The sequence below is a fragment of the Chryseolinea sp. H1M3-3 genome, assembly GCF_029360725.1.
In the GTDB taxonomy this organism is placed as follows: domain Bacteria; phylum Bacteroidota; class Bacteroidia; order Cytophagales; family Cyclobacteriaceae; genus Chryseolinea.
Map to the genome: position 1 here is coordinate 164,717 of NZ_JARKMY010000001.1, position 22,482 is coordinate 187,198.

Annotated in this window: 19 protein-coding genes; 13 read left to right on the plus strand and 6 right to left on the minus strand. The window is 41.8% G+C overall.

What is annotated here, in order from left to right; genetic code table 11:
* Positions 1-6 precede the first annotated feature (6 nt).
* Positions 7-4,926: a C25 family cysteine peptidase gene (locus P2W71_RS00650; protein WP_276365676.1), complete on the minus strand. Its 4,920-nt coding sequence runs from the start codon at positions 4,924-4,926 to the stop codon at positions 7-9.
* Positions 4,927-5,286: 360 nt separating this feature from the next.
* On the opposite strand from P2W71_RS00650, the gene P2W71_RS00655 reads away from it, so the two are divergent.
* The 6 genes from P2W71_RS00655 (at position 5,287) to P2W71_RS00680 (ending at position 11,501) form a co-directional block, all read left to right on the plus strand.
* Positions 5,287-5,622, plus strand: coding sequence for a PadR family transcriptional regulator (locus P2W71_RS00655; protein WP_276365679.1), 336 nt, complete (start codon positions 5,287-5,289; stop codon positions 5,620-5,622).
* Between the two features lie 18 nt (positions 5,623-5,640).
* Positions 5,641-8,064, plus strand: coding sequence for a PspC domain-containing protein (locus P2W71_RS00660; RefSeq protein ID WP_276365682.1), 2,424 nt, complete (start codon positions 5,641-5,643; stop codon positions 8,062-8,064).
* 280 nt (positions 8,065-8,344) lie between these two features.
* The gene (locus P2W71_RS00665; RefSeq protein WP_276365685.1) at positions 8,345-8,917 is read left to right on the plus strand and encodes a sigma-70 family RNA polymerase sigma factor; all 573 of its coding nucleotides are present in this window, start codon (positions 8,345-8,347) and stop codon (positions 8,915-8,917) included.
* Positions 8,914-9,663: a hypothetical protein gene (locus P2W71_RS00670; protein WP_276365687.1), complete on the plus strand. Its 750-nt coding sequence runs from the start codon at positions 8,914-8,916 to the stop codon at positions 9,661-9,663. The genes P2W71_RS00665 and P2W71_RS00670 overlap by 4 nt, the downstream gene beginning before the upstream one ends.
* A gap of 6 nt (positions 9,664-9,669) precedes the next feature.
* The gene (locus P2W71_RS00675; RefSeq protein ID WP_276365689.1) at positions 9,670-10,701 is read left to right on the plus strand and encodes a hypothetical protein; all 1,032 of its coding nucleotides are present in this window, start codon (positions 9,670-9,672) and stop codon (positions 10,699-10,701) included.
* 209 nt (positions 10,702-10,910) lie between these two features.
* On the plus strand, positions 10,911-11,501 hold the full coding sequence (locus P2W71_RS00680) for a TetR/AcrR family transcriptional regulator (protein ID WP_276365692.1): 591 nt from the start codon (positions 10,911-10,913) through the stop codon (positions 11,499-11,501).
* Positions 11,502-11,514: 13 nt separating this feature from the next.
* On the opposite strand, the gene P2W71_RS00685 is transcribed toward P2W71_RS00680, so the two are convergent.
* The gene (locus tag P2W71_RS00685) at positions 11,515-11,760 is read right to left on the minus strand and encodes a hypothetical protein (protein WP_276365695.1); all 246 of its coding nucleotides are present in this window, start codon (positions 11,758-11,760) and stop codon (positions 11,515-11,517) included.
* Positions 11,761-11,818: 58 nt separating this feature from the next.
* Between P2W71_RS00685 and P2W71_RS00690 the strand changes: the two genes are divergently transcribed.
* From P2W71_RS00690 to P2W71_RS00700, 3 genes are all read left to right on the plus strand, one after another.
* Positions 11,819-12,292, plus strand: coding sequence for a DinB family protein (locus P2W71_RS00690; protein ID WP_276365697.1), 474 nt, complete (start codon positions 11,819-11,821; stop codon positions 12,290-12,292).
* 118 nt (positions 12,293-12,410) lie between these two features.
* A complete protein-coding gene (locus P2W71_RS00695; RefSeq protein ID WP_276365698.1) occupies positions 12,411-13,010 on the plus strand; it encodes a hypothetical protein in 600 nt (199 codons plus the stop codon).
* Positions 13,011-13,141: 131 nt separating this feature from the next.
* A complete protein-coding gene (locus P2W71_RS00700; RefSeq protein ID WP_276365699.1) occupies positions 13,142-13,969 on the plus strand; it encodes an NYN domain-containing protein in 828 nt (275 codons plus the stop codon).
* Position 13,970: 1 nt separating this feature from the next.
* Here P2W71_RS00700 and P2W71_RS00705 read toward each other — a convergent pair whose 3' ends face one another.
* On the minus strand, positions 13,971-15,098 hold the full coding sequence (locus P2W71_RS00705) for a LysM peptidoglycan-binding domain-containing protein (protein WP_276365700.1): 1,128 nt from the start codon (positions 15,096-15,098) through the stop codon (positions 13,971-13,973).
* On the minus strand, positions 15,095-15,874 hold the full coding sequence (locus P2W71_RS00710; RefSeq protein WP_276365702.1) for a DUF4905 domain-containing protein: 780 nt from the start codon (positions 15,872-15,874) through the stop codon (positions 15,095-15,097). The genes P2W71_RS00705 and P2W71_RS00710 overlap by 4 nt, the downstream gene beginning before the upstream one ends.
* A gap of 84 nt (positions 15,875-15,958) precedes the next feature.
* Here P2W71_RS00710 and P2W71_RS00715 point away from each other — a divergent pair, with 84 nt between their 5' ends.
* Together P2W71_RS00715 and kdsB are read left to right on the plus strand one after the other, a co-directional pair.
* Positions 15,959-17,305, plus strand: a complete 1,347-nt coding sequence (locus tag P2W71_RS00715; protein ID WP_276365705.1) for an NfeD family protein — start codon at positions 15,959-15,961, stop codon at positions 17,303-17,305.
* Positions 17,302-18,039, plus strand: a complete 738-nt coding sequence (gene kdsB, locus P2W71_RS00720; RefSeq protein WP_276365708.1) for a 3-deoxy-manno-octulosonate cytidylyltransferase — start codon at positions 17,302-17,304, stop codon at positions 18,037-18,039. The genes P2W71_RS00715 and kdsB overlap by 4 nt, the downstream gene beginning before the upstream one ends.
* Before the next feature lie 36 nt (positions 18,040-18,075).
* Here the strand turns inward: kdsB and P2W71_RS00725 are convergent, their stop codons facing one another.
* On the minus strand, positions 18,076-19,089 hold the full coding sequence (locus P2W71_RS00725; protein WP_276365711.1) for an alpha/beta hydrolase: 1,014 nt from the start codon (positions 19,087-19,089) through the stop codon (positions 18,076-18,078).
* A 150-nt stretch (positions 19,090-19,239) separates the two neighbouring features.
* Between P2W71_RS00725 and P2W71_RS00730 the strand changes: the two genes are divergently transcribed.
* Together P2W71_RS00730 and P2W71_RS00735 are read left to right on the plus strand one after the other, a co-directional pair.
* Positions 19,240-20,550 (plus strand): hypothetical protein, encoded by a 1,311-nt coding sequence (locus tag P2W71_RS00730; protein WP_276365714.1) that lies wholly within the window; start codon positions 19,240-19,242, stop codon positions 20,548-20,550.
* A gap of 263 nt (positions 20,551-20,813) precedes the next feature.
* On the plus strand, positions 20,814-21,365 hold the full coding sequence (locus P2W71_RS00735; RefSeq protein ID WP_276365717.1) for an MOSC domain-containing protein: 552 nt from the start codon (positions 20,814-20,816) through the stop codon (positions 21,363-21,365).
* Positions 21,366-21,449: 84 nt separating this feature from the next.
* Here the strand turns inward: P2W71_RS00735 and yiaK are convergent, their stop codons facing one another.
* Positions 21,450-22,469 (minus strand): 3-dehydro-L-gulonate 2-dehydrogenase, encoded by a 1,020-nt coding sequence (gene yiaK / locus P2W71_RS00740; RefSeq protein WP_276365720.1) that lies wholly within the window; start codon positions 22,467-22,469, stop codon positions 21,450-21,452.
* Positions 22,470-22,482: the final 13 nt, after the last annotated feature.

The window sequence follows — 22,482 nt, forward strand, 5'->3', positions numbered from 1 at the left end:
GCCGCTTTACGGCCGTCGCATCAAAACAACTTTTCCTTTTTTCTCTATAAAACGGTCCTTGGTGTACAGCATCATTTTGTAGATGTACACACCGTTCGACAATACATTGCCTTGCTGATCCTTTCCATCCCAACTCAACTCATTAGTGCCTATGTGGAAGCCAGGTGCGCTGTAATTTCCATAATGCGCCACAACCTTCCCATTGACGTTGATTACCTGCCAGTCGAACGCATCCGGTAATTCATTGCCGCTGATTACAATTTTGAAATATAGTTCATTGGTAAAAGGGTTAGGGTAAGGATCGGCGATCTTAATAGCGTTCTCACTATTAACGGTGAATTGAATCTCAAAAGGAACGGTTCCGCTGCTGTTATTTCTTCCATCCCTGGCTTCAACACGCAAGGTATATACGCCATTAGACAAGTTCGCCGGTCGCAGTTCTACCCTGAACGGCAAATTCCCGGTCGCGGGAAACCAGGTTATATCCTGGCGATTAAAAAATATTGGTGTCGGTTCGCACACCTGAGATTCACATGGATATGTCAGGTAGATTTTTACACCCGTTGTGTCGGTTATCAGAATGTGTTGGTTTTCATCCCAAACCTTAATTAATATCAACGGATTTGAGGTGACAAATTCCTTGTTTTCAATATAACGGCCATCGATGGAAACATCCAGTACCGGGTGAATCTTCTCTTCCTCGACCAGCAAGTGGTTATGGAGTTGAAGAATGTTGTTGTCGTAATATTGCTCAGGAATAATTTTAGGATTTACGTAGACGTTTAAATCATTCAAACCTCCCTTGTTAATGGTGTTAACTTCGAGATAGAATTTTGTTGTATCGCCTGGCAACGGAGCTTTAATTTTTATCTCACCTAATTGAGAGGTGCGGGCCGTCTGATTAAAAACTTCTGTGTTAACAGTGAGTGAATCTGGGAATGTCTTATCTGTTATGTTAACAAAATCGTATTCACCAATCCAGTTCTCTCCTTCAATAAGCACCTGCTGTTCAATTGCACCTTTAAAACTCAACAAACCATCCGGGACGGGTGTAAAGGCGACAATCCAATTATTAACCTGAGGAGCAGTGAGATTTGCGTCGTCAGTGACTTTAAACATTACTTTTACATAAGGAAATTCATTTGCATCTATCCCACTTAAATCCTGCTCTCCAATTACATCCGAAAGTAAAAATTGTTCTTCTCCATTTAATTTTACGCCAATCAAATCGAAAGCGATAATATCGTCCTGTTCTACCTCAGAAGATCGTGAACTTAGAGACTGCCAGTTCAGAGCGGGGCCTATCAAGCCAGAAATCATTGAGCCCGAAGAATATCTTCCTGTAACGGTTTTAGAAACACTTAGTTCCTGCGCATCAGATGGCGATGCTGAGGTTTTATAAATTCTTGCACCGCCAGGTGCTAATCCTTTTTTGGCAAAAATTACGATGGGTTCGCCTGGTAACAAGCCATCGATTTGTGCTACCGAAATTCCAAGTTCCCCCAGTTTAGTCTTCGCGGCGGCTGGCCACGCACTATATTGCGCGTCGCCGATATTAAATAGCACAACCGAATCGCCTTCCTGAACATTATTCACAAATTGTATGATGTCAAATTCATTTCCGGTCACCATGTCGCCGGGAACATAATTATTAATGACCCACGGCTCTCGACCACACGCCCGATTACCGCGATTATACCATTTGAATTTTACGCCTATGTATGGTGCAGCAGAGTTTTTATCGAAAGCAATCAGGTTAATTGAATTATCGCGACAAATAAACCCTTGTTGAGTTAAGTTATATTCTTCGTTATTGATCTTAATGCTAACATCCGTGTTAAGAGAAGGGTGATTAGCGCCATAAGTTCTAATATTCACATCGGTAATCGTCTCTTTAAACGTAATCCTTCTGGCGTATTCATCGTTCACCAGTCCAACCGTTTGGTCTTGCAAATATTGGGGAAAATGCACTTGGGCCCAACCTTCAGGTCCATTGTTTATGTATGTAAACGAGCTTTGTGTCCACTCAGTACTTTCTTCCGGCAAAGGATCAACAAGTCTTGTACGCCAATAGTAAGCGAGCGTATCGGAAGCTAGCAGGGAGACGGTCTGTCTTACCAATATTGTTCCCTTCACAGGAAACTCCTGCTTCCACGGGCTATCAAAAGTATTGACCGTATCTAACTCCAGTATAAAATTCCTTTCTTCCGAAAGCAAGTTGCTGGTTTGAAAGGACAGCGCAATTTCATTTGCATTGACAATTCCAAAATTGGTTGGGTATAAATTTTTTGTTCCGTTCAATGGAATGACAAAATCTTTGGTAACTGAATTGTTCGACTTAGACAGTTCTGGCAGAACATTATCCGGATCAATTTTAACAGTGAATGAGTTTGTACCAAAACCTTCTTCTCTTCCTTTGTTGATAATAAACATCAACGTATCACTATATTTTGTCACGGGATAAAGTGAATCGTAAACAATAACTGAATTATCATTAAGCAGGCGTGTAACTTCTACACGAATGGTATCCGGTTTTGCCTGCCCGAAGTTTCTTACAATTAACTTTAGTCCAAAAGATTCCGTAAGCGCCGTGATGGGCAGTCCATCAAGTGATTCAACAGAAACATTGTCGTTATTGATTTCAAGATCGGCCTTTGGTGCGCCAAACAGTTTCACTGCAGGATCACCCAATAAAATCATTTGTTGCACCTGTGTGGTATTTGGAGGAGAGTCAACGGTTGTAGACATGTACCTCCTTGCGGCTTCCTTTTGGATGTCGCCAATGCCTTTGTATATAAAAGATGAATCCTGGTAGCCAACTTCATAGAAATGGTCGGCGTACCGTTTCAATAGGTTTGTAAATCCATAGGAGCTATGCGCAATAAAAGCAGTGGCTCCTTTGTCGCGCGCAAGAACCCAGTCTTCTCCAAACGTAGTGTACGTTAAAAAATAAGCTCCTACATTACAGCCATTCATCAGGAGTGTGGGATACTTACCCTTGTTGTTGTATCCCATCACGGGGTTAGTCACATAACCAATATCAAAATCCAGATTAGTGGCAGAAGAGTGACCAAAAAATGTAATCAAGTTTACACCTTCATTCACTTGCTTGGATACATTGACAACTTGAATTTCTTTTGAATATTTCGCCAACGCTGAAACCTTTCCTCCCAAATATTTATCCTCTGCCACACTTTGCAGGTCTGTTAAATAAGATTGCAACAACTCGGGCTCTCCCTCTTCCCTGCCTCCGCTTAAATGCAATAAATTCTTGCGCCATAAATTATCAAAAGGCAAGGCTTCCATTTCCTTGACCTTGTTAAGGTATGCAGCAACTTCTTCGGCTTTTGTGGCTGGTATCCGTCCCGTTGGAATGGCCGGTTCATACTGTGTTCCAGCTAACCCTGCCGAATATGCCATATCGGAACCAGGATATCCAGCGGCCGGAATCAGGTTCTTGAATGTTGGAAAACCCGCGGGGTTTCTGAAATATTTATAGTTTACATCGAGACCCTTACCAACTAGCAGTAAGTATTTTGGAACATTTGCGTTGGTCAAAAATTTCACAAAATGGTAAATCGCCAGCGGAGACGGCTCACCATAATTAAATTGATCGTATAACTGCTGGATATTGACAATCAAAGTATCGTAACCTCCTCCTTCGGCAGACGCCCGGTATTCTGCATAGGCTTTAACCGGATTACTATAACCTAAAGCAGGTTGCTGAAGGAGAGGATGTGCAACAATAATATAGTCGTGTTGACTTGGAATTATCTGCCTGAAATTAACAGCTTTAATTGCCGGCGTAATCGTTGCGCTAGATGCGAATATCCTTCGAACAGTTTCAGTGGACGGAACTATTGCGTCAATGGTCGACCCCACCACGCCATCAATCCGAACAACGGAATTCGGGTCAGTGACATCAAACAGCCGAAGGCCTGCTGCCGGATTTATGATTTTAATGAAGGATTTTCCATTGATATTTTCCTGAAGCAGAAAACTTTTTTCCGTAAAGCCAGTGCCATCAAAATTTTGAGGATACTTAAGCTTAATGTAGCCAATGCTAACCCTATCCGGTTGACCACCTTGTCCATTAACCTTTACCCGAACCGTGAGCTTACCATCGCCGGCGATGTCAGACCATTGCAAGGGCAAGACAATCTTTTGAGGTTCAAAGCCTGAAAAATTATGGGTTGCAACTAACCGAAGTCCAGAGCCTACAAACAATTCCACCTGATGCGCCATCACACCCCGGCCGATCAATAATATTTCAAGTTCAGGTAATGCAGCCGCAGGAACGGTATTTATTATATCCGATAAGGTGTTGTCTAAAAATTGCGTTTGAAAAATGCGGTGACTCATCCATCCCTCACCAACATCAAAGAAAGTGTTTAGAATTTCGCCATAGTCAATGCCAGTAGCATAGTCGTTATTCCATAGCAAAAGCTTTTCATCCCAGTGGTAGGTTTCGGCCGAAAGATTGCCTGTATTTTCTTCATAAAAGGGAGAAATTCGCTTGCCGTTCATTGGCCCCACAGTAAGGAAGTAGCTTGTTGTATCGCTAAAGAGATTGTAATACGAATGGGGTTGGGAAGACGCGGGTTTATATAACCCTGCATCTAATGTCCCATCATTCTTCTGGCCATAAAATTCAATAAAATCGGTGGGATCAAACTGAGTGTCGTCTTCCCCTTCCACAAAAATTGCCTGCTCGATGCCTCGGTGAAAAAGCTGAATTCTTTTCGGGTTAGTATTTACTGGGAAACCGGCAGCTTGTAGGTCGGCAAAATTCAGCCGGTAAATTCCTTCTTTTGCAACTGGAATTTTAAAGTAAACTTGGTTAAAGTCGATCCATTCATTACCAACTTGTGCAACGGATTTTAAACTGACTATTATTAAAATTAAAACGAATAGAGATGGTCTCATGAAAAGGTCTGACTACAACACTGAGGTACATACATGGCTACCGCCAAAAGTAAGCAAACAACCGCGGTGCGCGGATTGTCAAAACCTTGGAAACCTTACAGATGATACATCAACCTGATGTTACGCGTTTATGCATTGATCCACGAGCCTCGTCTCGCCCGTGTCACTGCACAGAATCGTACAATCGGGTGAACAATAATGTACGATTTGGAACATCGGATCCGCTTCAAATTAAGGGCTGAAAAAATTAAAATCCTGTATTTTAGACGAAAAAGGGTGTTTTTGAAATTTTTCACCAGGTACTTGGTCATGCATAGTACGTTTGCGTTAAAGTTGCTAGGAATGATCTAAACGTGATGTATGAATCTTGAAAACACACAAGTACAGATGAGGAAGGGAATATTAGAATACTGCATTCTTCATATTATCTCCCGCGGCGAGGTTTATGCCTCAGATATGCTGGACGAACTTACTGCCGCGAAAATAATCGTAGTTGAAGGCACACTTTACCCCTTGCTGACCCGCCTGAAAAATGCCGGTCTTTTAGAATACAAATGGGTGGAATCAAAATCGGGACCCCCAAGAAAATATTATAAACTAACGGATAAGGGAAGTAAATTTCTGGGAAACCTGACAGCAACGTGGGATGAACTTGTTCACTCTACCCAAATGATTACCTCAAAATCTAATGTTTAATACACGACTTACATTGTTATGAAAAAAAATATAAGCATAAACATAAGCGGCATTATCTTTCATATTGAAGAAGACGGATATGAGAATCTTCGAAAGTATCTCGATTCTATAAATAAATATTTTGCCTCCTTTGAAGACAGTAGCGAAATCCTGGCAGACATTGAAAGTCGTGTAGCAGAAATCTTTCTTTCAAAATTAAATGAAGGCAAACAAGTGATCACTGCGGACGATGTAAACGCATTGATCACGACAATGGGAAGTGTAAGCGATTTTAAAGCTGCTGAAGAACAAGAATTCGCGAAGGCTGAGGCTCCAGGAAGAAATTCATCCGGTCCTTCTTCTTCAAGTTCGTCAAATGAAGGATACAAAACATTTACCACGCCGAAACAACTGTTGCGCGATGAGAAGCGAAAAATCCTTGGGGGTGTTTGTTCAGGAATGGCTACCTATTTCAATGTTGACCCTATATGGATACGGTTGCTTTTTGCGTTGACTGCCTTTGCGTATGGCATAACGATTCTCGTTTATATTGTGATGTGGATTGTGGTGCCTGGGGCCACTGACCTGGAAGAACCGGAGACTGGTAAAAAAATGTTTCGGGATCCGGAAAGGAAGGTGATTGGCGGTGTGTCCGGAGGAATAGCTGCTTATTTTGGTATTGACTTGGTTGTAGTCAGACTGCTGTTTGTCATCTTCACCATTTTCTTTGGAATAGGTTTTATCATTTATATCGTCTTGTGGATTGCGTTACCCGAGGCTAAAACATTGACCGATCGAATGGAGATGCAAGGCGAACCGGTTACACTTTCTAATATAGAATCGAACATAAAAAAAAATCTTAATGTAGATCCAAGCAAAGAAGAAACTACTGCAACCAGAATCCTTCTTCTTCCTTTCCGGATAATTGGAATACTTATCTCCGTGCTCGCCAAAATATTGGTACCGCTACTGGAGGTTTTTAGGGTGGTCATCGGGATCGCTATTATTATGTTCGGCCTTGGTTTGATTTTTACCGCAATAGTAAGCGGTGGTGTACTCATCGGTCTTTTCTCAGACACCGCATTTTCATGGCCGTGGGGTCATCCCAACGAATTTAGCATGCCTTTGGAAGTTTTCATTAATGGCATTTCAGGGTGGCTGGTAGTTGCTGCTTTTATTGCGGCCATTATCCCTGCGATTTTTATAATGATATTAGGAGTGTCTGTGATTGCCCGGAAGTACGTTATCGGACCGACTATGGGCTGGACTATGTTCGTGTTATTTTTTGTCAGTGTCGCTATACTTAGCGTGGGTATTCCAAAAATTGTCTATGCCTTTAAAGAAGACGGAGAATTTAAAGTTGAGCAGACTTATAATCTCAACGGTAAGACTGCAGTTTTTCACATCAATGAAGTTGGCATGGACGACTATGATGCTGCCACACTTACGTTGAAGGGATATAATGGAAAAGATTTCAAATTGGTCCAGACTTTTGAGGCGCAAGGTTCGACACGGCAACAGGCTATTGAAAATGCGAAGATGGTGGATTATAATGTAGCCGTGCAAGATTCGATAATCACTTTTGATTCCAATATCAGGTTCAAAGAAAATGCCGTGTTTCGTGACCAGCATTTAAGAATGATCCTCTATATTCCTTACAATTATCCATTTGTTTTGGATGAAGCAACCAGCCGTTTTATCACACAGTATATTGACTACGATGACTTGGAAGGAAATACGTGGATCATGACAGAGGATGGAATTACTTGCAAGACCTGCCCTAAAAATGAAACAGAAGAGAATGATGATAACGAGGATAATAATAACGAGGAAGATCAGGCTTCAAATGCCGTGTCCGACCAATTTGGATTAAACAGTTTTTATGGATTAGACATAAAGGGCTTATTCGATGTGCATATTATGAAAGGTGATGCGTACGCAGTGGAGCTCATTGGTTCTGCTAAAGAAAAAAGTAAATATGAAGTTTACCGGGAAGGCAGAACACTTGTTATCAAATATGAAGGCAAGGACCGAAAATTCGACTGGAACGATGGCGTCAACGAACACAATGATATCAGAATTAATGTAACGATGCCCTCCCTTGAAAGAATTGAAGCAGAAGGATTTGGCTCTATCAAATTCGACGAATTCACTATGGATGATATGGAGATCGAGCTTCGGGGACCAGTAAAACTTCGCGGCTCGCTAAGTGCGCATAACCTTGCCGTTAATCTTACAGGTACATCTGAAGCAGATCTTTCCGGTGACGTCCAAAACATGGACGCCGATATTCGCTTTGCCTCCAAACTACTTGCTTACGACCTGGAAGCGAATGACGCAACAGTGGAGGTGAACGGCGCCTCTTCAGCCAAAGTCAATGTTAGTCACCATCTCGAAATGGATGAAGGTGTTGCCAGCGACATTGACTACCGTGGAAATCCTGAAGTAATTGATAGAGATTAAAACCCGTTTATATGATTATTTTTCTATTGTTAATTATCGCGTTTATCGCAAGCAAGTTGATTGGATGGTTTTAGTCATGGTGGGATAGGGTTGTCTGTAGTATCTTATTGAAAAAACAAGCTTTTGTGCAAGCTGACCGGCCCGTTTTATGGATAAAGCCAGCACAAAATTGCATTCCCATGCAATGACCATGGGTATCCGTGACTTTATTTTACAATTTTCTTAAGCCCCCACGCAACCTCATTCGTTAAATTAGCATCATCAAAATGAAACGTTTTACATGCAGTTTAAAATTTACCGGGCAAAAGAAGACGAACTGATAAAGGGATGCCTCAGGCGCGATCGTAGCGCCCAGAAGCTTCTTTACGATTCCTATTCTTCAAAAATGTATGGCCTTTGCTATCGATATGTAAAGGATTCTATGGAAGCAGAGGATGTGCTGGTGACTGCATTTATGAAGGTTTTTGAAAAAATTGACCAATTTAAAAATGAGGGAAGCTTTGAGGGATGGATTAGAAGAATTGTGGTGAATGAGGCATTAACCAGCTTACGAAGAAATCGCTCTATGTACATCGAGACGGAATTGGAGCAAGTCGATTATGATCCAAACTACAAAACGGTAAGTGATCATTTGGAGGTCGAAGACCTTATTCAAGTGGTAAATGAACTTCCCACAGGGTACAGAATTGTATTTAACATGTATGCCATCGACGGATATTCTCATAAAGAAATTGCAGAATCTCTGGGGATAAGCGAAAACACATCGAAGTCGCAACTGTGCCGTGCACGCACCTATCTTCAGAAAATATTGAAAGAACAGGAATGGATGGCGAATAAAAATTTTAGCAAATGATGAATCAACAACCGGATAAATATTTTCGTGAGAAACTGAAGGATTATCAAAGACCCGCACCGGCAAGCGCGTGGGATAGAATTGAAAGCGGGCTGCAAAAAAAAACAACAGTAAAATTTGAATGGTGGAAAGTGGCCGCTTCACTCCTTTTGCTGACATCTGTCGGGTATGGCCTTTGGGTTTATCGTACTTCGACAGATAAACAGCCATTGGCAAAAACTGAATTGGAAACTGAAACCCAGAAACCTGGTGAACATAAATCTAAAGACGGGGGCACACCGCTCAATCATAGAGAAAAAGATATTTCCTCTGAGAACGAAGCGGTTGCGCAACCTCTTTCAAAATCAGAGACGAAAGAAAACGTGACTTCTAAGAATGTAATTAAATATAAAACGCAAACCGTCGCTGCGCAAAAATCTCCATTAACGTCTGAACCCATTCAGCCGGCCGAGGTAACCTCCATGCCCGAGCCTGTTGTGGCGTCTGTCGATAGCGTTGTTCCGCCTACAAAAAAGTCTTCGAATATAACTTTGACAATTACAGCTGAAGAAACAAATCAATATTTAGATAAAAATGCATTAGCCCAAGCAACCTCAGAAGAAAAGAAATCATCTACGTTTAAAAAGCTCTTAAGAAAAGCCGGTGATCTGAAAAGTAATCAAGATCCGTTTGGCGATCTAAGAGAGAAAAAGAATGAAATTCTCGCGCTGAATTTTAAGAATGAAAAACGTGGACAAAACAAATAATTGGGTATGACAAAGAAATTTTTACTTACAGCAGTAATAGCCCTGGGCACTATCATGACCAAGGCGCAGCAGGCCGATACAGTCATCGTAGAATTGGCAAAGACAAGCCAGGTAATATTTACTATAAAAGACCGTAACGATCTTGAGATCTTAAAGCACTATGACTTTCAGCAACTTTTCCAGGATGTGCTTTCCAAACTCGAAAAGAACGATACTACCGCCCTGGCTAAGCGCGACTCGACTGAAACAGAAGAGGTAGTAGCAAGAAATGAAAATAGTGAGGACGAAGACGATGATGAAGACGATAACGACTGGCGCAATCACCGGGATGATAACGATGATGATGATGATGATAATGATGACTACGAATGGAGAAACCACTTTCATGGCAACAGGTGGGGACGTACCTGGCAATCGTTCAACTTTGATCTGGGAACAAATAATTATTTAACAGATGGTGAATTTCCGGATAATAATAACGCCCTGTACTCAGTAAGACCATGGGGATCATGGTATGTGGCCGCGTCATCCATTCAACGCACCCGTTTAGGATCAAAATTTTTCATCGAATGGGGAGTTGGTATGAGCTGGTATAATTTCAAATTCCAAAAAGATAATATCACAATCTTAAAAGATGACAACGGCATTGAATTTACAGAAGACCTCCGGGATGTTAACTTTAGAAAAAGCAAACTTACCGTTTCCTACGTCCATGCCTCCCTTGTACCTATTGTCGACTTTGGAGGTAACAGCCGTAAAGCAAGGCTGTGGGATGGACATCATAATTCATTTCGCATCGGTTTAGGACCTTATGTTGGCTACAGAATTTCAAGTCACTCCAAGATCGTGTACAAAGATGGTGATCGTGAAAAAGATAAAGACCGAGACAACTTCTACTTAAACAATTTTCGATACGGCATGCGGCTGCAATTGGGTTACAGGTCAACCGATTTATTCTTCAATTACGATATGAACGAACTTTTCGCTGAAGGTAGAGGGCCAAAATTAAATGCCTTTAGTTTCGGAGTAATTTTCTAAACCGCTAAACCTCCAGAAATCATCTGGAGGTTTTTTCTGTTTCCACCCATCAACATGCTCATAGCAAGTTAGACTCTCATCCTTCCTAACATCTGTTTGTGCAGAACATTCTCTCTGAATCTTTTCGAGTTTGATTTGATGAAGATTTGCGATGTTTTTATTTTCGCTCCGCTGTAACGATTATTTTCTAACTTTATATATTTAAGCGTATGTCGGAAGCAGGAAATTTAACCCGTAAGGAACAAGTAATACGAAAGGCTGCAGAGCTTTTTAAAGAAAAGGGGTATGCAGCTGCCTCCATGCGGGATCTCGCCCAATTGCTTGGTATTGAAGCCGCTAGTTTGTATTCACACATTAAATCGAAGGAGGAAATTTTAAGAAGTCTTTGCTTTGACATGGCTACTGAATTCAGAAAGTCATTGAATGAAGTGGAGAAGCAAAATGTTTCAGCAAGTGAAAAACTCCGCATGGGAATCATTGGTCATATCCAGGTAATGGCAAAAGACCTCACAGCCTCAGCGGTATTCATGAATGAGCATCGGCATCTAAGTGAACCCTATCTGCGTGATTTTTTACTGTTGCGCATCAATTACATCAATCGCTTTAAGACAATTTTGGAAGAAGGTGTTCGCACCGGAGAATTCAAAAACACCATTGATAAAAAATTGGCAGTAATGACCTTATTTTCATCTTTAAACTGGATGCCAATGTGGTATGATCCAGACTCAGCAATCGATCCTGCTGCCTTGGGCGATCAACTGGCTGACATGCTTATAAACGGGTTGAAGAAAACGGCCTGATACCTTTTGGAATTTAATTCTGCCTTACAAAAGGTCCTGCAAGTAATAGAATTTCTTTCCAAACCGCCGACAACGCTTCATACGGTGAACTGAAACAACTTTTTAGGTAAACAAGCGTACTGCTATCTTCCGGCAACTCATTATTTATCCATTTGAAGATATCATCCGCCAAAATCAAAAGCTCATTTGAATGGTACTTGGGATAATGCCGGTACAGAAAGTCTAATGCCCACAAAAAGTCCAGGTATTTCAAAGTCATACAACAAGAACGCAATTTTTTTATCGATAGTTTTTCCTTCTACGTTATATAAATTGCCATGCAAATAATAATACAAGACCTTAAAGAATTAATCCGGGAATTCGGGGATAGGCTCTATGTGATTCCAGATTCAGATTTCTATGCCAAACCCAATCCAGCAAAATGGAGCAAAATTGAAGTGCTTGGACATTTAATTGACTCTGCCCAAAATAATCTTCGACGATTTATTTGCGGCCAATATGAATCTACACCACCCCTGATCGTGTATGATCAGGATTTGTGGGTGGCGGCCAACAACTACCAATTGGCGAAAACTGAGGGTATCATCCAGCTTTGGATTTTGCTAAACGAACGGATTTGCAGCATACTATTGTCAATGGAACAAGCCAGTTACAATAAAAACTGCAATACAGGAAGAGAAATACCCAGGCTTCGTTCCCTTGAATGGCTGGCGGGCGATTATGTAAAACACATGAAACATCATTTGAATCAAATTATCCCCGGCAGTTTTAATATTATTTACCCCGGGTAGCGAACTCGTCTCCTGATCCTGCCTTTACGCCGAAAATCATGCATGCATTACAATTACGAGTAAAACCTGATAACATTTTATCGTAACCAGCCGTATTCATGAGCAGTAAACTAAAACTATGAGATTACGGATTTCAGGTATTTTAATTTCCTGCCTGGGTATACTGATGTTTAACTGTGAAAAAAGAGGCGAGACCGATTCCGCTACCTTCACAAAAGCTGACTCTCTTACTGATGTTTACCTGTCTCTCCAAGACAGTATGTTACGCTCCTGGAATATCATGATCAATGACGATAACCAGAAGATTACAGCTATGCACAATCTTCTGCACGAATTAATGCTAACTACTGCCAATGAAAATGAACTACAAACCTTCGAAGAACAACTGGATCGGTTGGCTGATTTAAGATACGATCAGAAGTCGATGGCTAAAGAAGATTTGATTGAAGAATACGATTTTGCTTCAAACTCTTTAGTAACCGAACTTATTTCCATCGCTGAATCCAGAAGTGAATTTGCTTATAATCCGACGTTGCAAAAATTAGTTGAAGAGATCCGGATCGCGGATCAAAGAGTTGATCTTTACCGCGAAGAATATGACCTTATCACTCAAAAATATAATAACTTCCTGCAGGCAAACAGAAGTTATCTGGATGAAATGAACCTTGGAGATTCATTGATCATAAGACCTCTCTTTCAAATGACTTACGGAGAATAAATTAGTTAATTTTTACCCTTTCTTTTCTCCTCTCGATTTTCCTACATTAGACCAAACTTATCGGGATCGATAAACAACTGCCATAACACGCTGTTTGTAAAAGATAAACTTTATCGGCTAATGCATTTACAATGGCATCTTTAATTAAAACCAGACACTCTTCCGACAATAACTCCGATATAGAATTTGCAAAAGATCTTCGCCTTGCAGTTTTGATCGATGCAGACAATGTTCCTTACTCAAACATAAAAGGTATGTTAGAGGAAATTGCTAAATATGGAAATCCAACGTTTAAGCGCATTTATGCCGACTGGACAAAACCGACCGTGTCGGGCTGGAAGTCTGTATTGCTGGAATATGCGATCACGCCCATTCATCAATACAGTTACACCACTGGCAAGAACGCTACAGATTCTGCGATGATTATTGATGCGATGGACATTTTATATTCAGGAAGAGTCGACGGCTTTTGTATTGTGTCGAGTGACAGTGATTTTACCCGTCTCGCGACCCGTCTTCGGGAGGCCGGCATGAAAGTGTTCGGTTTTGGTGAAAAGAAAACACCTACGGCGTTCATTTCCGCTTGCGATAAATTTATATACATCGAAATCCTGGCAAAGGAAAAAACATCCGATGAGGAATTAGTCAAATCGACCAAGGCTAAACCCCGGACAGCCAACACACCCATCGAAGGCGATGGCAAACAACCCATTAGCCCAATTACCAGAAATTTCGTGAAGCTTGTCAGCGATAGCATCAACGATCTGGCTGATGAAAGCGGCTGGACATTTCTTGGGGATTTGGGTAATCTTCTTTTGAAGAAGCAACCGAACTTCGACCCGCGAAATTATGGGTTTAACAAATTAGTACTGTTGCTAAAAAGTATGAAACAGTTTGAAGTAGAGAAACGTGATACCGGAAAAGGTAACATCAAAAATTTCTACGTTAGAACGAAGTGATCTATTTATAATATGTCACCTCGACTCTAAATCGGGAATCAATCGCACCTAACCTGTCGTATGCCGATTTTGAAATTTTTATGACGAGCTTATCATTCACCGCAGTGTCTGGCAATTTTCCCATAACACGAACAAACACCTCGCGATTGTTCATTTCATTTCTCACTTTCATAATCGTGCCCACGGGGGCATTGCGGTGAAGCGCGAGATATTTTCTGTTCCCATCCGTACCTTCTATCAGTTCAGCAAGTCCTGTTTGTAGAACCTCATCGCTGCTTTTCACAGATTCGGAAATACGAATTGTTTGTTCTTTTACTTCCGGTTTTGTTGATGCCGTCTGAACAGGAGTTTCTTTCTTTGCCTCGGTTGCCGAAGGTGTTGGGGTTACTACCGGCGGAGCCTGTTGAGTAGTTGGCGTGTTTTGTACCGGGCTAGTTTGCGCTGGTGAGGTAGTTTTAGCCACCGGCGTGGTTTGTCGCGACCCTTCTTGTGGGGCCGACACAATCAATTCCTGTCCGATGCTCAATTCATTCCCTTCCAGCTTATTCCAGTCCTTTAATTGTTGAACGGAAACACCATATTGCCTGCTGATCGAGAACATTGTCTCTTTTGGCGCAACGGTATGGACACCCTTTTTATTTGTGGTTGCAGGGCTGGGAACCGTCGAGGAGGTAGTCGCAGTTGAAGATGGAGTGGTAGTTGAAACAGGTGTGCTGCCGCTTTTCCTAATGACAAGCTGTTGCCCGACAGACAGGGCATTATCAGTGATATTATTCCATTGCTTGATCTCATCAATAGTAACACCATACATTTTTGAAATAGAATACATGGTTTCTTTGGCGGCAACGGTATGCGTAGTTCCATTCCCTCCCTGAACTTTTTTTCTAGGCGTATATGGAATTTTCAGAATCTGCCCAATCTCTAATCCGGCATCAGCCGTGGGATTATATTGAAGAATACTTTCAATGGATGCCCCGTAACGCCTGGAGATTGCATATAATGTCTCCTTCTCTCCTACGCTATGGATGACAAAAACTTTCCCGTTGACTGTCTCTGTTCCTATAGAATCGCGATGTACTTGTTGAGCATTAAAAAATAAAACGCTCGAAAAAATTATTTCATTGATCATAAAATCTTGTAACTAACCAGCTCTACTTTATTCTTCACGAAAAATACGCAACCTGATAAGATGAAAAAAGTATCCATTCCGATTCCTTTCAGGTGTTCATCTAATTTTTCTTTCAGCAACAAATTTCCGTCAGCAGAAATAATAAACAAATAGTTCGCCAAATCAATTTCATTAAAATAACATGACACGAAAATAAGTGAGTCATACTCCAGGTATTCCAACGCTGCTATTGGCAATAAATTGAATTTTTGATTAAAAAATGTTTGTACCGTTCTGAAGTATTCATGATCTGCCGGATATTGATGCGGCCGCAATACATTTTCTCTTGCATTCACCTCAGAAACGGCTGATTCAATGATTTTGCCGGTCCTTAGGTCAAGACAAACCTCACGCTTCCCAAACTTTTCTGAAAACCCAAATATTGTTTTTCCTGAAATTGAACTGATAGAAAAATCATTATTCCACCAAACTAAACTTCCGTCATCCACGCGGTGCGCAAGCGTAGCTTTTTTATCTGGATTGTTCGTATCAAGGTAAAGGGTGAACAGCGCTAAATCTCCCGAAACACCACTGAGGCTCATCCACCAAGGCTCATCCAGTAATTTGTCCTTCCACAAAAATTGATTGTTTCTGTAGTTAAATGCCGAAAAACGAACTTCTTTCTTATCGCTGTTACGAATCTCTAACAACATTACCTGATTTTCCTCTGAAATTTTGGTATTCCATACTACTCCAGCGAAAACATGCGAAAAGTTGAAAGCTACACTGGACGCCAACCGTTTTAAAGTTTAATTTTATGTAAAGTAAGTGAGCTTTTTTAATTCTTTAGCCTTTACCCGATGATTCATTTCGAGAACATAATGAGGACTTTAGTGACAATGTTAACGTTGCTGGTTTTTTGTACACTTGCCGTCCCGGTGTTTGCTCAAAAAACCAAGGTGATGGTAATGGAGATAAAAAATGAAATTGATCCACGAATGACACGTTATGTGGATTTGGCACTTAACCACGCCACGACCACAGAGGCCGATATTGTGATCATTGAAATGGATACTTATGGCGGTGTTCTGACAGATGCAAAAGACATTGTTGACAAGATCATGAGTTTTAAAAAACCGACATGGGTTTTCATCAATGCGGATGCAGCCTCAGCTGGAGCTTTGATCTCCATCGCATGCGACAGTATCTATATGGCCCCCGGTGCTAGTATTGGCGCTGCAACTGTAGTTGATGGAAGCGGTGATAGAGCGCCTGACAAATATCAATCCTACATGCGATCGATCATGCGCTCTACTGCAGAAGAAAATAACCGCAACCCCACCATAGCGGAAGGTATGGTGGATGAGCAGGTTGTTTTGGATAGCGTGAAGAAGGTAGGACAAGTCATCACATTCTCAACTTCAGAGGCAATACGGTATGGCTATTGTGAAGGCAAAGTTGAATCTATAGAAGAAATCCTTAAAAAAAATAAGATCGCTGAATACGAAATAGACCGTTTTGAACTAAGCTCAACTGAAAGGATCATCAGTTTTTTTCTGAACCCATTTATCAGTGGTATACTCATACTCGCGATTCTGGGCGGTATATATTTTGAGATGCAAACTCCCGGAATTGGATTTGCCGGTCTTGCAGCTTTAGTTGCTCTAATTCTTTACCTCGTTCCCTACTACTTAAATGGTCTTGCCCAAAATTGGGAGATCATCGCATTCTTTGCCGGGCTTGCCCTGATTGCAGTTGAAATTTTTGTTCTTCCGGGCTTTGGCGTTGCAGGCATTAGTGGAATTATTCTGGTCATCGGTTCGCTGGTGCTCATCATGATCAACAACGAAGCATTTGATTTTGAATTTGTAAGAATGAACGATGTACTCAGCGCGCTGGCTGCGGCTATGGCTGGCTTATTTGGCGCCATGGTCCTGTTCTTTGTAGGAGGATCACGGCTACCGGATACAAGATATTTCAAAAAGATCGCCCTGACCACCACACAAGACAGCGCCCAGGGGTACACATCAAACTTCATCACCAATGTATTAAGCGGAAAAAGAGGGACAGCGCAAACGGTATTGAGACCGAGTGGAAAAGTTGAGATTGATGGATTATTATATGATGCATATACACGCGGCGAGTTTTTGGATAAAGGAACATCCGTTGAAGTGATCAACGTTACAGGATCCAGCCTGTTGGTAAAACGATTAATGGAAAACGCATGAAAATAATTGGAATAATACCATCGCGTTATGCCTCAACACGATTTCCTGCAAAATCATTAGCTGTTATCAATGGCAAATCCATGATCCAGCGTGTCTATGAACAGGTACAACAATCCAGCGCATTAAACGATGTAGTGGTAGCTACCGATCATCGCGAAATTTATGAGCATGTAAAAAAATTTGGGGGCGAAGTATGCCTGACTAAACCGGATCATGTAAGCGGCACGGACCGGTGTTATGAGGCGCTGACACTTCAGCAAAAGAAGTATGATTATGTAATTAATATTCAGGGGGACGAACCATTCATTCAGCCCGATCAAATTGATCTTCTGGCTGGTAAGCTTGATGGCACGACCGAGATTGCTACATTGGTAAAATCGTTACATAATGAAGAGCAGCTTTTTAATCCCAATGTTGTGAAGGTTGTGGTAACCAAATCGATGGATGCAATGTATTTTAGTCGTTCTCCAATACCGCACATACGGAACACCCCAGAAGAAAAGTGGATTACCAACCACAAGTTTTATAAACACATTGGGATGTACGCATATCGCTCGGACGTTCTGGAACGAATTACACGGCTGTCGGTATCATCACTTGAAACTGCCGAATCACTCGAACAGCTGCGGTGGCTCGAACACGGATTTAAAATAAGTGTTGCAGAAACTGATACAGAAACCATGGGAATTGATACGCCCGAAGATCTGCAAAAAGCTATTCAAGGCCTGAGATAAATCAGACGATTTACCATTTAAACGTTTGACGGAAAATTAATTGTTAGCTGGCTTCACTTTAGTCATCTTCGACTTTTCAACTGCGAACTTTTCTATCTCTTGATAAACGCCAGCAACATCTTTTGAAGTTAACGATGAACCTATGACATGGGCGCCAGCATTGGGCATGGCTTTTTGTACTTTTAACTCGTCAGGTGTGCCTAATTGTTCATGCATTTTCAGCATAGCACTTACTTTTACCTGGGGATCCTGCGCCGCTTCATTTTTGTAATAATATAATGTCAGCGAAGGCTGCGTTACCTTGTTAAACAATTTTTTATTCATCGAAGACTCTAAAAGTTCCTCCAGTTCCGTGAGAGACTCCAATCGGTATTTTTTGTTCCAGTACTTAGCATGTTCTTCATTCGCGTCGGTGACCCGATAATCACCTCCCATCACTAACCGCGCAATTTGTAAACCCCAGGGGTCGTTCAATAGAAATGCCGCACCATCATTGATGGCAATGTTTGGAGATAAATTTATCAACGCAAAAACTTCGTCAGGATATTCAGCAGCCAGCTTCAACGCCAGCGTCCCGCCGGTAGAAGTGCTCATCAGAATAACATTTTCTCCAATCTTCTTTCCAACGGCCAACGCTTCCTTTGCACTCTCCCATGCGCGGTCGGCCGTAAAATTGAGTAGCGCCTCCGTTGTATCAATACCATGATCCGCCAAACGAGGTAAAAAAAGGTTGCATCCAAAGGCTTGGGCAAAATTCCGGTGAACCGGATCACCCTCTACCTGACTCGCTGAAAATCCATGCAGATAAACGACAGCATAACGCGTCTTTTGCTTACTGCTATCATACCAAACAATGCGTGCTTCATTATTTGGTTTGATATTATGTTTCGCTTCTTCGTCAGCAATGAATTTTTCTAATGCTGCTGCATCGTCTGGAACGGTAGGCTTTACCGTTTCGTATTTTGGCTTATCCGGCTCAGGACCTAAAAAATAGATTCCTACCAGTAACAAGATCGGAAAACTAATTTTAATAAGACGTTTAGAGGTCATATTGGGAGGTTATCGGAGGAAAGATAATGAATCGTTGTTCAAATTAAAGAGCTTTCAGGCTTCGTCATTGCTCAGCAAAAATAATTACGCTTTTCTTTTATGGAAAACTGTCATGCACAGCATCCTAACACCGTAACAAATAAAATCATCATGAAAAACTGGAAATATTCGATTTTAACATTTATCGCTGTTACGGCCATTTTAATGTTTGGCTTTACGGTCACGAGATTGAACACACCGGTAAAAAAAGCTCATGCCTTCGTGCCACCGAAAGGATGTGTGTTCAGGACTGTTATGGGGGAAGAATCGTCAATGTTTAATGCTGTGCATAAAACGCCGGAAAAAGTGCTGCTCGCAGTGGATCGCGGCCTTGCCTGGATGATTAAAGCACAAAATGAAAAGGGTGGATGGGGCGCCGGCAGCCATAGTCGGCAGGACGTCTTTGACCCGCATGCAGTTCCTGCTGATCCCGCAACAACTGCGATGGTCGCCATGGCGCTGTTGCGAAGTGGTTCGACCTTGACTAACGGTCCATACGCAAATAATTTACAGAAAGGGTTGGAATTTCTAATGAATGCAACCGAAAACTCAGACGTAAATAGTTACAACATTACTGATTTAACGGGAACACAAATTCAAACGAAACTTGGTCAAAACATTGATGTCATCCTTACTGCTCAATTTTTTTCCAACATGCTGGACTATGTCAATCACGATGGAATTTTAAAAAAACGGATACAAAAAAATTTGAATACGTGTGTTTCAAAAATTCAGCGGGCGCAAGATGCCAATGGAAATATGGCTGGCGCAGGCTGGGCGGGTGTTCTCCAATCTTCATTTGCCACTAACGCACTGGAATCAGCACAAGCAAAAGGGGCAGCTGTAGACGACAAGGCCCTGGAAAAATCGCGGGAAGCTCAGAAAAATAATTTCGACGCAAAGACAGGGGAAGTGAATACTGAGATGGGCGCCGGCGTGATGTTATATGCTGTATCGGGATCGGCGCGGGCAAGTGCTAAAGAAGCTCGTCGCGTAGAAGAAGAAATTGAAAAGGCAAAGCGAGGTGGTAGTTTAACCCACGATGCGCCGGCTACTGCAGAAAATCTTCAAAAGATTGGATTTGATAAAACCGATGCGATGAAATACGCTACCGCCTACGAAGTGTATCAATCTGCAAAAGTTCAAGCGCAACGTGACGATGTTATGGATGGCTTTGGAAGTAATGGCGGAGAGGAATTTTTGAGCTACTTACAAACGGGAGAAAGTATGGTTATCGGGAAAGACAACGGATGGCAGCAATGGTATAATAATATCAGTGGCAGAATGTTAAAGATTCAAAATAACGATGGCAGCTGGAATGGGCATCATTGCATTACCAGCCCGGTATTTTGTACGGCAACAAGTTTATTAATACTGTCTATTAATAATGACATTGAGAAACTGACAAAAATCGGTGACTAGTAAACTTCTCATGTATCTCCGCAGGCTCTAGAAAATCTGGTTCAATAGAGTATTTTTTTTTAGCAAGAATATCAATGAAACACAGAAGTCCTTAGGTTGACGAAGGTCCAATCGAAAGGACTTCTGTGCCTACCGATAACTGATTCAATTATCGTCTTCCGGACGACATCGTTTTTCTTAACTCATGTCCGCGCTATTCTTACTAACCTTCCGGTTTTTTCAGGCGATTTTTTTACATTACATATGATAAACCTTTTGATTTTATGATTGTGCATAGGTCTTTAACCGATCTTGAAGTAGGGCTCGAAAACATAAAAAATTCGCCCGTCGATAATGGGACACTCTATATGATCGTTGTTCGCCCTATGAAAAAAGATCGCGCGGTACCATGGTATTGCAGACTAACACCTGAATCAGGACTGGAGGGCGATCATTGGTCACAAGGTTGCTGGAAAACTTTGCCGGACGGACGGCCCGATCCAAATGTTCAGGTAACATTAATGAACAGCCGATGCCTGGACTTGATTGCAACTTCGAAAGAACGGTGGCCTCTGGCGGGTGATAATCTTATCGTCGACATGGACCTAAGTCATCAAAATATAAAACCGGGCCAGCAGCTTGCAATCGGCACAACCATTATAGAAGCAACCGATATTCCCCACACGGGATGCATGAAGTTTCGAGAACGTTTCGGTGTTGAGGCTTTGAAATTTGTCAGTTCAAAACTTGCACGCGAACTTCGTCTCCGTGGCCTGTTTGCCCGTGTGATAAAAGCAGGCGAGGTGCGTATAGGGGATCAGGTAAAAAAAATATAAGCCTTCAGGTCGGGCATCCAGCCCAAAGGTTGGGACATCATCAACAAACGCTCTTTAAGATCAGGGTGCGTTCGCGCCCAAATACTATAGGGCCATGATGTCGTCCCATACTTTTTGAATGACAGGAATACCATGCTTACTGTTGTCTTCTCTGACAGACAAAACCCTTTCTCCGGGATACAATACCTTCGAATTTTTTTCAGGAATGGATTGATGATAATCATCAATTATATGTTGGAGTAAGCCCGGAATCGAACTGGAATTTTTAAGTTTTGAAAGATTAACTACAATAAACACCTGGGAAAGATTGTTCTCAACATTTTGTTTTGAGATATCGACTACCGGGAAACCGCCGGAAAGCATTGCTGCAAGTATATCCAAAAGCAACGATAGGCCTGAGCCTTTCCAGTATCCAATAGGCAATGTTCTTTCGCTATCCCGAATGGATGCAGGATCTGTGGTTAGCGCACCGTGCTTATCATACCCACCGGGTACTGGAAGTTGTTGATTGCGCAACACATGCAAATCAAGTGCGCCATATGAAAATTGCGACATGGCCATATCCAAAACGATCGCTTCATTTTGATAGGGTACCGCAATTACCAGGGGATTATTACCAAGTTTTGCATCCATACCTCCCCAAGCCGGCATGTTTTTAATGGTGTTTGTCCAGCCAATAAAAGCGTAACCTTGCTTTGCTGCTCTCCATCCATAAGTACCGCCACGCATCCAGTGATTTGTGTTAGCGATGGCAACACAACCCATCCCATGCCGGCTAGCAATTTCAATTGCGCGGTCTGTGCAGACTAACGCATTGAGTGGACCTGGGCCCAACTGTCCGTTCCATTGTTCAATTGCTCCACCCTGGTGTATACAAACAGGTTCTTTGTCCGGCTTTATATGTCCGTCAATAACATATTTAATAAACTTTGAAAATCGATTTACGCCATGCGTGTAAACTCCTTCGAGGCTATTGACGGTGTAAATTTCTGCTAGTTTTTTTGCTTTATCTTCCGTGAAATTATACTTCAGTAGAATGCGATTAAATTCAGATTCCATAAGAGAAGCGGGAACCTTTACAGATTGGGTAGTGGATGTTGACATTTTAATAACCTGA